At 71.9% G+C, this 11,651-nt stretch carries 3 protein-coding genes; all 3 read right to left on the reverse strand.

All coding sequences use genetic code 11. From position 1 onward, the window contains the following. Nucleotides 1–142: 142 nt before the first annotated feature. Nucleotides 143–6,622 (reverse strand): PKD domain-containing protein, encoded by a 6,480-nt coding sequence (locus F4562_RS27295; protein WP_184541591.1) that lies wholly within the window; start codon nt 6,620–6,622, stop codon nt 143–145. Between the two features lie 558 nt (nt 6,623–7,180). Next, nucleotides 7,181–10,543, reverse strand: a complete 3,363-nt coding sequence (locus F4562_RS27300; protein WP_184541590.1) for an ATP-binding protein — start codon at nt 10,541–10,543, stop codon at nt 7,181–7,183. 161 nt (nt 10,544–10,704) lie between these two features. Further along, entirely contained in the window at nt 10,705–11,646 is a 942-nt protein-coding gene (gene cydB / locus F4562_RS27305; RefSeq protein WP_184541589.1) for a cytochrome d ubiquinol oxidase subunit II, read from the reverse strand. Between the last annotated feature and the right edge of the window lie 5 nt (nt 11,647–11,651).

An 11,651-nucleotide genomic window follows, 5' to 3' on the forward strand; every position in this document is an offset into this window, starting at 1 on the left:
AGGCTGCGGCCACTGCCCGCACGGGCCAGGTGACCGCCGTATGCGAACGGCCCGCTCCTTTCACGGAGCGGGCCGGACGGGTGGTTCACGCGGGTGGATGCCCGCGGGCTCCCGCCCGGATGGACGGGAGCCCGCGGAACCCTCAGTCGCGGCCGCTGACCCGGACGACGCCGGTCACGGACGGGGCCGAGCCGGTCGGCTGGTTGTCGTAGACCAGCTCGCCGTCCTTGCGCCAGACCCGGAGCCGGAGCCGGTCGCGGCCGAGCGGCTTGCCGGAGTCGACGGCGGTGACCTCGAAGGTGACGTCCACGGTGCCGTTGACCCGACCCTCGCCGCGCAGGACCGCCGTGCCGCCCGCGGCGGTGAGCACCGTGTAGGAGGTGTCGCGCAGCTTGAACCCCGAGGCGTCGTAGCGCAGTCCACCGGTGGGTGCGGTGGCCTTGCGCGGGTAGGAGGCGGTGACGACGAAGGCAGCGGAGCCCGCCTTGCCGCAGGCGGCGGTCAGCCGGCAGGAGCCGGCGGGCGAGGCCACCGCGCCGGCGCCGACCAGTGAGCCGGCCGGGTCGTAGACGAGCACGTAGGCCTTCTCGCCACCGACGGTGTCGGCGACGGTGGCGGTGCCGTCGTCGTCGGTCACCGTCACCGAGATCGGATAACGGCCGGCCCTGGTGAACACGTGCGGGCTGGTGGCGGTGCCCTTGCCGTCGCGTCCGGTCACCGCCCCGGTCACCTGCTGGGTGCCGACGGTCCAGACGGCGGTGTGGGTGTCGGAGACGCCGGGGTCGGTGAAGGACGCGCTCAGGGTGAGCGGGGTGCCCACGGCGACGACCGCGGCGGCGGCCGGTTCGTCGAGGGAGACCCGGGGTGCCGCGTTGGCGACGCGGACCGCGAGCTCGGCCGTGCCCGTCGCCCCCTTGTCGTCGGTGACCGTCACGGTGACGGTGCGGTCGCCGTTGTCGGTGAAGGTGTGCTCCAGCTTCAGCCGCTTGCCGTCCAGAGGCAGCGGTTCCGGCCCGTCGCCGTAGTCGGCGGTCGCCGTCCAGGTTCCGGTGTCGGGGTCGGTGAAGGACGCCTCACCACTCCAAGCAGTGCCCTCGGTGACGTCGCCGGGTCCGGTCAGTTTCACCTGGGGGGCCTGGTTCGGGGTCTCCGCGGGCAGGACGGTGACGGAGAAGGCGGCGGTGGTCTGCAGGCCGCCGTCGTCTCGCACGGTCACGATGACGGAGTACTTCCCGGCGGCGGCCCACCGGTGTTCCAGAGTGATCTCCTTGCCGTCGGGGGTGATCGGTGCCGGGCTGGTGCCGTCGCCGTAGTCGACGGTCGCCGTCCAGGAGGTGGAGTCGGGGTCGGCGAAGGACACGACGCGGCGGAGGGTCTCGCCGACGGTCACTTCGACGTCGGGTCCGGTGATCACCACGGGTGCGGTGCCGGGTGTCGCCTCCTTGATGACGTAGGGCACGGACTTCCAGCCGGTGTCGCCCTTGCTGTCCTTCACCTCCACCAGGGCGTATCCCTCGTCCACCGGCTTGTCGAAGGTCCTGGTCGCCGTGACGGTTCCGCCACCGGCCGCCTGCGTCACCTGTCCCTTGTCCGAAGAGCCGTCGCCCCACTCCACCGACGCGGTGTGGGTGTCGGCGGCGTCGGTGTCGGTGAACTTCACCGTCAGGGTGAACGGCTCGCCCACCGTGCCCCGCAGCGGGGCGGCCGGGAGCTCGACCACCGGTTCGGCGTTGGCCTCGATGCCCTGACCGGTGAGGGTCACGGTGTGGGAGGGGGCGGTGCCGCCGGTGGTGAAGGTCAGCTTGCCGCCGGCCGGCCCCACCCGGGTCGGGGCGAACCACAGCTGCACCGTGCACACCTCACCCGGTCCGAGCTTCGCGGGGCAGGCGTTGGTCTGCGTGAACGGGCCCTCGGTCTTGATGTCAGTGAGGGGCATGTCCTCCCCCGAGCGGTTGGTCAGCGTCACCTCCATCGGGTACTTGCTGGTCGCCCCGGCCCGGACCGGGTCGGCCCAGTTGATCGCGGTCTTGTCCAGTGAGTGCTTGACCGTGGCGGTGACCTGCGCGGTGTTGTTACCAGGCTTGGGGTCGCCCCCCTCGAGGGTGGAGACCTTGGCCTCGGACGTGAGCCCGGTGCCGTCGGCGGTACCGGCCGGAATGGTCGCGGTCACCGTGACGGTGGCCGTCGCACCCGCAGCCAGCGAACCGATCACGCCCTGGTGCGAGGCGCCGTGCTCGGAGCACGTCCCCTGCGAGGTCTCACACACCGCCTCCCCGGCGGCGGGCGGGACGACCACGTCGAGCCGGACACCGGTCGCTGGGTCGGGGCCGTGGTTGGTGGCGGTGGCCGTCCAGGTGACGGTCGCACCCGGCCAGGGCTTGGCCTTGGAGACGGTGTGCGTGACCTCCAGATCGGCCTGCGCGGTGGTGGGCGTCAGCAGGAAGGACCGCTCCTCCTTGATACCGCCGTGCACGGCGTCGTCGTAGATGAACCCCTGGGCCAGGATCTGGCCGGAGGAGTTGACGTCGAGCAGCGAGGTCAGCGTCATGCAGGGCTTGATCCACGTGGTGATGTCACACGCCGGACGGGGAAGCAGGTCCTCCAGCTCGTAGTGCCGGCCGTCCAGCCACAGGGCCGGCACGGGGGCGTGCGGCGGGCCGGTCAAGCCGGCCACCAGGCCGTGGTCGTTGACGGCGCTCGCCCTGCCCTCACCGAGATCGGTGCGCCGGCCGTCCTGCCAGGTGTAGGCGTGCCTGCTCCAGCTGCTGTTCGTATCGTCCGTGCGGCAGTTCCCCTCGCCGACCACCAGGCCGGTGTCGTTGATGTCGAGTGCGGTGCCGCTGGTGTGCAGGCACTTCGGGATCTCGAGTTTCGTGGTCACGCCGTCCTGGTAGACGGCCGGGTCCTCGCCGGTGGGGACACCGCCGGCGTCCAGTCCCTTGTCGTAGGCGCCGGCGACGGCGCCCCGAGCGTTGATGCGGCCGGCCAGCTCATCGCGGGCCATGAACTGCTTCGGGTCGGATATCCGCGTCACCTTCCCCTGGTTCCACATCGCGTGGGAGAAGCCGGTGCCGTCCTGGTCCATCCAGCCGAACACCTGATCGTCGTCGTTCAGGTCCACGGCCGCGCTGTCGGTGTCCGACGGGAGGGATGCCGGCTGCAGGTCGGTGACCGAACCATCGCGGTAGACCACGGCGTGTTGCCTGAGAGCGCCGTCCACCCATGTGTTGGACCAGCCGGAGACGTCACCGGCCTCGTTGATCCCGGTGGCAGCCGAGTTGCAGTGAGCGTCACCGGAGCCCTCGCACGGCAGGCCGCCCAGGTCGGTGACCTCACCGGCCTGCCAGCGCACAGCCCGTGCGCGTGTGACAGGCCGCCCGTCCACGGGCTTGTCGCTCTTCACCGTGGCGGCGACCTGGCCGCGGTCGTTCAGCGCGACCGCCTTGGTCTTCTCCACGTCGTAGCCGGGCAAAGTGCCGATCTCGGTCACCGCGTAAGTGCCGAACCGGGCCTGCACCGAGTGCTCGCCGTCCATGACGACGGTCAGCGCACCTGCCCCCCGCTCCTTGCCGTCGATCACCCACCCGATCGGGATCCGCCCCTCCTCAGGGGTCGCGGTCAGCGTCACCTTCGTCCCGGCCCGGTACTTCTCCTGTGCCGGGGACGCGGTCACCGACCCGCCCGGCGTGGCCGACAGCTTCAGCTCGAACTCGCGGGTGTCGACCTTCCGGATCGTGACGGCGTCGCGTGCGGTGCGTGTGCCCTTGGTGGTGTCGGCCTTGACGGCGACGCTGTACACGCCGTCGGCGAGCGGGCCGGTCGTGGCGCCGTACGTGCCGTCGCCGGCGGCGCCGTCGTCGCTGTTCCCGTCGTCCTTGAGGGTCAGCTCGTGGCGGGTGGCGTCCTCGGCGATCAGGATCGCCTTCACGGTCGCGCCGGTGACCGGTTCGCCGTCGTCGGCGACGGTGGCCGTCACCTGCGCCGTGCCGTCCTCCGACGCCTGGCGGGCCTTCGCCGTCGCGGTCACCGGGTTGCCGGTGATCCAGGCGGCCAGGGCCGCGGTGACCGGCGCGGTGCCGGTGTTGGTGATCTCCAGCTTCCACGCTCCCGCGGTCGGGGTGGGAACGCTCAGCCCCTGGAAGGGCTGCTTGGCGCTCGCGCTGCCCGCGGTGTAGGAGGCGGCCGGTTGCCCGGCCGGGTCGCGCAGCAGCAGGCCGACGGTCGACGGCAGCGCGCCGGTGACGCCGAATCCGGTGCCCTGCGGGACGTCCAGCGGCACGGTCGCCGTCTTGCCCGCCTCCACCGTGGCCGAGGGGGTGGCGAACGTCGAGGCCGTCCCGGGGCCGGTTTCCGCCGCGGCCTCGGCTGCGGTCTTCCGGCCGGGCCGCGCGGCGGTCTTCCGGCCGGGTCGCGTGGCGGCCTTCTCGCTTGGCCGTGCGGCGGCGTCCTTGCGCGCCGGCTCCCCGCCCGGGTTGCCGGTGTCGACCAGCAGCGAGCCCAGTCGCGGCTTGACGTAGGAGGCGTAGTCCTTTTCCGAGTCGGTCATCTCGGTGTGCGGGACCTGGGTGTAGGGGATGTCGGTGTAGGTGAACTGCGCGCTGGACTCCGGGACGACTCCGTCGCCGTCTTCGAGGGTGTAGCAGGGCACGCCCTGGCCCACGCCGACGAGGTTGGAGGCCGTGACGCCCTTGAGGTCGGTGACCTTCGGGTTGAAGACCTCACTCACGTACGGCACGGTCAGCTGCTGCGTGGCCGGCCAGGGGACGGGGATCTTCAACCACAGTGCCAGGTCCAGGGCCATGTCCGCGCAGGGCGATCCCCGGTTCGGGGTGCCCATCTGGAGCATCCGGTTGACCACCGGCCTGCCGTCCGGCGCGTTCGGCATCCGGGTCTGGATGTACTGCCGGGTGATCAGCCCGCCCATGGAGTGGGCGACCACGTCGACGTGGAAGGCGCCGGTCTGCTTGCGGACACCCTCGATGTAGAGCGCCTCCTGCTCGGCGTTCTGCTCGATGGTCAGGGTGGGCGGGATCGGGTTGGTCAGGCTGCCGGTGTTGAGCGTGCCGGGCACCTGCCCGTCACCGACCGCGTACCCCCTCAGATACCCGCCCGTGTACTCGAGGAATTGCCGGTAGTTCTTCCACGCCTGCGCGTCGCTGTTGTAGCCGTGCACCAGGACCACGGGCTTCGGCCGGATCGTCAGGGACTCGCGGCGGCTGGCCTGGACGGCGTCGCCGACGACGAGCTTCGCCTCCACGGAGGGTTTTCTGTTCGGCCAGTCCTTACGCCAGGCGAAGCCCGCGGTGTCCCAGGTCACCTGTTCCGTGACGGTCTCGCGTGGGGCGAGGACCTTGTCGATCTTCCCGCCGGGCAGGGGGACGGGGACGTCGGTGCTCGATTCGGTCAGCTGGAGCTGCGCGGCCACGGGGTGGCTGCCGGGGTTGAACATCGAGACGGTGACGCGCACCGGGTTGCCGTCGACCGTCGCGCCCGCCGACGTCACGTCCTCCCACTCCGAGAAGGGGTAGAGCTGCGTCTGGAGGGTCATCGAGGTGATGACGGGGGTGCTTCCCAGCTGGATGAGGAAGGCGTGGTCGGCGGTCGACCCGGGGGGCGAGCCGACACCGGTGATCTGACCGAGGTCGTTGATGTCGGTGGCCTTCTTCAGGGTCCAGCCCGCGTGCGGCACCAGGTCGCGCAGGTAGGTCCCGACACCGTTCTCGAACAGGGCGGCGTGGAGCCAGCCGTCACTGGAGTACATCCTCCCCACCCCGGTGCCGGCGTTGTTGATCGCGTCCACCATCCCGCCGTGCGGGGTCGCCATCTCCCGGAACCGGCCGTTCTCGTCCCAGATGAGGGGGACGTAGCCGCCGCCCGCGTCGGTCCCGTAGCCGGCGACCTGCCCGTGGTCGTTGATGTCGTTGGCCAGGGTGGAGCCCATGTACTCCAGGCGGTCCCGGTTGACGTCGATGGGTTCGCCGGGTCTGGTGCGGAAGGCGCGGTAGTCCTTTATGGTCTTGTCGGGGTTCATGTCGGCGCCGCCGACGACCGCCCCGGAGTCGTTCAGCGAATAGGCCTCCAGGTGCTGGCCCTCGAACGCCTGGAGCTTCAGGATCGAGCCGTCGGCATTACGGATCCGGGCGTCGCCCACGACCTGGCCCTTGTTGTTGACGGCCCTGGCCAGTTTCGGCTCGATCAGGGTCGCCTTGCCCTTCTCGAAGAGGAAGGAGCGGCTGCCGTCGACGGTGCCGACCACCGTGCCGTCGTCGTTGACGTCCCAGGCCCTGCTGTAGGTGATGTCGGGGCCGAAGGCCGCGTGGACGTCCGTGAAGGATCCGCCGGTGAACAGGACGGCTCTCGCGGCTTTGCCGGGTTCCTTCGCGACGTTCCCCGCGACCTCGCCCTTGCTGTTGATCCCTCCGACGTCGCCGCCGGAGGTGTTGAGGAAACCGAGATCGACGAGCGTGGCCCCGGAGTCGGCGGGCGCCGCCTCGCTCTTCGGGGACGGTGTCGGGGTGGGGGCGGCGGTCGCGGGTGCGGGCAGGGCGAGGGGGCTGAGTACCGCGGCGAGTGCGGTGAACGCTATCCGTCCCGCGAGGGCACGACTGAGTAGCCAGGTCAAGGGGGACTCTCCGAAACTGGGACCGCGATCAGGCGCGGTACGGAAAGACAGGTGGGTATGAGGTGGCTCTAAGCGCGGGCTTTCGGCCGCGCGCACGGGTATGGCCGGCGTCGGCGTGCCCGTTCGGGGTCAGGGATCTTCCTGGCGGCGGGCAGAGGCCTTCGGGCTCGGCTTCACGGGGACTCGGCCCCCTCTTCCCGTTTCGCGCGTCCGCGGGATGAGGGGTTCCGTGTCCGGCCGTCCCCGCGTGAGGGCAGGGGTACGCCCCGCGGGACCGGCGGATCTTCGGCTGGGTTGTTCGCTTTTTTCTCGGGGGTGCGCAGCTCGGCGGAGACGGTTCAGGGCGTCCTCTGCGCGCTGGAGCATTCCTGCTCCGGCGCGGCGCCGATGCGAACGCACAATATGGGGGTGCTGGTGAGACCTTTGGGAGCTATAAGGCTTTTAGTAGTAGATAAAGTGAATTGTCACTCATGGTGGCAAACTGTCCTTGTGGGCGGCTTGATCCGCTTGGGAAGGCTGATTCCCGTTTGACGCCGCGAGCCGGAGGCTTGGCGCGGGTCACCGGACGTTCGCGTACCACTCCTGTCGCCGGTCGCACGGGCGTGTCGGCAGCGCCCGTGCCGCGACCTCGGCACGGTCACGCCACCAGGGGAGCCCGTTGCGGTCCGCCAGGCGGGCCAGCGTGGCGAGGTGCCTGGCGGCGGCGTCATGGTGGCCCGTGGCCGAGGCGAGCCGAGCCAGGAACCAGTCGACGGGCCCCAATGTGGCCACGGCGGAGCTGACCGAGATGTATCCGCTGTAGGGCAGCAGTTCGGCGTAGGTGACCCGGCAGGCCGTCACGTCGCCGACGGCCGCCTGGGCCGCACCCTGCAGGCAGGTCATGGTCAGCCACGACCAGTCCCGCACCCGCGGGGGCCAGCCGTCGGACACCAGCTCGCGCGCCTCCCCGGCCCGGCCCTGCTCGCACAGCAGCAGGACCCGCAGATCACGGTCGGCGGAGGGGTGGATGCCGGCGATCACGTTGACGAGCGTCCCGGCCCCGGCCAGGGTGCCGCGGTGGTAACGCAGGAAGATACGCCCGGCGGTCACCACCGCGCCGGCGTGCCACATGCCGATCCGTTCGGCCTGGCGTTCGGCCTCGTCGTAGCGGGCTTCGGCGTCGTCGAACCGGCCGGCCAGAACCAGCCGGTTGGCCTGCCACACGGTGTGCTGGAAACGGGGCCAGGGCAGCGGCAGCCGCTCCAGCATGGCGTCGCAGCGGGCGGCGGCCCGGTCCGCACCCGCCAGGTCGAACATCTCCATCCGGTGGTGACTGAAGATCATCTGTGCGAGCAGCTCGAACCCCGGCTCCTCGGCGCGCACGGCCGTCTCGAGCATCTCGGCGGCGATCTCCAGCGGTTCGGTGGCGTGCGCCGCGAACGCCGGAAGCGACAGGTATCGCGCGTTGAGCATCTGCAGCAGCAGGCGGGGGTCGCCCAGCCGGCGGGCCATGTCGATCGCCTCGGACGACAGGGCGGCGCGATGCGGATCGTCCGTCCCGTCGTACAGCTCCTGGGCCAGGCCCCCGAGCAGGCGGGCCCGCTCGGGGCCGTCGGTGTCGGGCAGCTCGCGCAGCGCCGACTCGAAGCGGTGCACGAGCCGCAGATCCACCGGCTCGTACGGGTTGCGCAGCGTCCAGATCGAGGGGGCGTCGAGGGCGGTGAGCGCCCGGGCGGTCGACTCGGGTCCGGCTCCGGCGCGGTCGGCGGCGCGGATGGCCTCCCCCCGGGCCCACCTCGCGCCGATCGCGTCTCCCGACTCCAGCAGAGCCTGGACGTGTCGCAGCAGCAGCTCCAGGTGGTCGGTCGCGTCGCCGGCGGAGGCGCCGTGCGCGGCGATCGCCCGGCTCCACCACATGGCCGCCTCGTCGTAGGCCAGGCGCAGGCTCGCCTGTTCGGCCGCGGCGCGGGCCCAGCGCACCGCCTCGCCGTACGCGGCGTGGCCGGCCTCGACCGCGTGGTGGGCGATGACGGCCACGTCGATACCCGGCCGGCGGGACAGGGCGGCCATCACGTCGCGGTGGATGATCGCCTTGCGCAGCGGCGGGATGTCGCGGATGAGGGTCTCGCAGACCAGGTCGTGGGTGAAGACCATCCGGCCGGCGTGCGGAACGATCAGCCCGGCCTGGGCCGCCTGGTCCAGCGGGCCGTAGACCTCGCTCTGGCAGACCTCCGCGACGATCCCGGGGTCGAAGTCCCGGCCGATCACGGCGGCGATCCCGAGCACCTCCCCGACCTGCGGGGCGAGCGCGCCGATCCGCTGGCGGATCACCTTCACCACCGCGTCGGGCACCTCGGACAGCGGGCGGCCCTCGGCGAGCAGGCGGACGCTCTCCCGCACGAAGTACGGGTTGCCGCCGGTACGGTCGGCCAGCCGCAGGGCGGTGGGTTCGTCCACCTCCGCTCCCATGTTCGCCGCGATGGACCGCACGGCGTCCGCGTCGAGGCCGCGGAGGCGGATGGGATGCAGATCGTAGGGGACGAGGCGGGCCAGCATGTCGTCCGCGGACAGGCCGCACCCGCCGTCCGGGACGGGGGCGTGCGCCGCCGTGCCCCGGAACGCGGTGCCCTGGAACGCCGTGTCCCGGAACGCCGTGACGATCTTGAGGGTGGCGTTCCCCGCCGGCCTGCCGGTCAGCATGATCACGTCTTTGAGCAGTTCGAGCGAGGCCGGGTCGGCCCAGTGCAGGTCGTCCAGGACGACGACCAGCGGCTGGGTCCTCGCGGCCGTGATCAGCCATTCGGCGACGGCCTGGTTCCGGCGCAGCCGCGCCGCCTCGGTCGAGCCGGAAGGTTTCTCGTCGTCGAGCAGGCCGGCCAGCGCCGGCCTGTCGGGCGGCGGGTGGTGCTGGGCGAGCGCCCCCAGCACCTGGAACCACGGCCACAGCGGGGGTGCGCCATGGATGTCGTGGCAGCTTCCCCACAGCACGAGGTAGCCGAGGTCGGCGCAGTGGTCGCGGAACGCCTCAAGCAGGAACGTCTTGCCGATACCGGCCTCACCGGTCACCGCGGCGACGGCCGTGCCGCCCCTGTCGAGCAGCGACTGCAGCGCCGCGAACTGCCGCTCCCGGCCGAGGACGACCCGCCGCTGCGCGGACGGCGCCGCGGCCAGGAGCACCGCGGTGGCGCGCACCGGGTCCAGCGACTCGACCTGCCGGAGGATGTCCTCCTCCAGGGCCCGCAGTTCGGGACCGGGGTCGAGGCCGAGCTGCTCGGCGAGCACCTCCCGGGCCCGGCGCAGCACGGCCAGCGCGTCGGCCTGGCGCCCGGTGCGGTACAGCGCCAGGGCGAGCAGGCACCACAGCCGCTCACGCAGCGGGTGATCGAGCGTCTCCACCTCCAGCTCGTTGATCACGGGCTGCGGGCGGCCGAGGTCCAGCAGCGCCTGGGCACGCCGCTCGACGGCGACCAGACGCAGCTCACCGAGCCGGTGGACCTCCGTGACGGCCCACGTCCTGTCGGCGAACTCGCCGTACGGCACGCCGCGCCAGAGCCGCAGTGCCCTGTCCAGGGACGCCAGCGCCTCGTCGGGCGACCGGAACTCCGAGCGGTTGACCAGTTCGGCGAATTCGAGCGCGTCGACGTCCGCGGCGGCGAGCAGGTAGCCGGGCTGCCGCCCGATGAGCACCTGCGGCGGGGCGTGCCGGACGCGCTCGGGCTCGATCACCCGGCGCAGATTGGACATGTACGACTGCAACGTCGACAACGCACTCGCCGGCGGCGACCCGTCGTACAGGTCCTCGATGAGGGTGTCCGTGGAGACCACGGCCCCCTGTGCGATCAGGAGCCGGGCGAGCACCGCGCGCTGACGCGGTCCGCGCAGGTCCACGGGGGTTCCGTCGTCGTCGTAGACCCCCACCGAGCCCAGGACCTGGAATCTCACCTGTGCCGCCGATGGGCCGGAGGCTGCCCGCCGGGACACCACGGTGCATCTTTCCGCATGGGATCCGAGGGTAGCGAGCCCTTCTTGTCATTGGCTTGTCCCGGCTTGTGGGAGGGCGGGTCGCGGGGCCCGGCGTCGTGGACTTCTCCGGCCCCGGGGGGTCAGGAGGCGCCGGCGGTCAGGCGCTTGCGGAAGACCCAGTACGACCACGCCTGGTAACCCAGCACGAACGGCAGCGCGATCAGGCCGATCCAGGTCAGCACGCCGAGGGTGTACGGGCCGGAGGCGGCCTCGGCGACGGTGAGGCCGGGGAACGGGGCGGGCCACAGGGCCCCGAACAGGGCGGCGGAGGCGAGCACGATGGACGAGGCGGTCGCCGCGAACGCCCAGCCGTCCCGGCCGCGCCAGGTCAGCGCGACCCCGGCGGCCAGGGCCGCCACCGAGGTCAGCGCGCACGCCCACACCCACACGGCGCCGCTCTGACCTGCGGCGGACCCGCCGGAGGCGGGGATGCCGGACAGGACCACCACCGCCGAGGGCACCGCCACCACGGCGGCGATCAGCGCGGCGCGGCGGGCCCGAGCGCGCACCGGGCCCGTCGTCTTGAGCGCGACGAAGACCGCCCCGTGCAGCAGGCACAGCGACAGTGAGAAGACCCCTCCGGCCAGCGCGGCCGTCGCGCTGTTGCGCAGCAGGTCGGCGAAGACGGCACCCCACAGGAAGGCGGGCAGCGCGCTGCCGACCAGGACACCGGTGTCGCACCACGCGCGGTCGGAGGAGTGCTGCACCTTGCCGCGCCACTCCAGGCCGACGCCGCGGACGATGAGCCCGACCAGGACCAGCATCACCGGCAGGTAGAACTCGCTGAGCAGCCCGGCGTACCAGGCGGGGAAGGCGGCGAACATCGCGCCGACGGCGGTGATCAGCCAGACCTCGTTGCCGTCCCAGACCGGGCCGATCGTGCCGAGGACCTGCTTGCGCTCGGCCTCGCTCCGCGACAGCACCGGCACCAGCATGCCCACACCGAAGTCGAAGCCCTCCAGCACGAAGTAGCCCGTCCAGAGGAACGCGATGACCGCGAACCAGAAGGTGGTCAGTTCCATCGTTC

This window comes from Streptosporangium becharense, assembly GCF_014204985.1.
Classification (GTDB): Bacteria; Actinomycetota; Actinomycetes; order Streptosporangiales; family Streptosporangiaceae; genus Streptosporangium; species Streptosporangium becharense.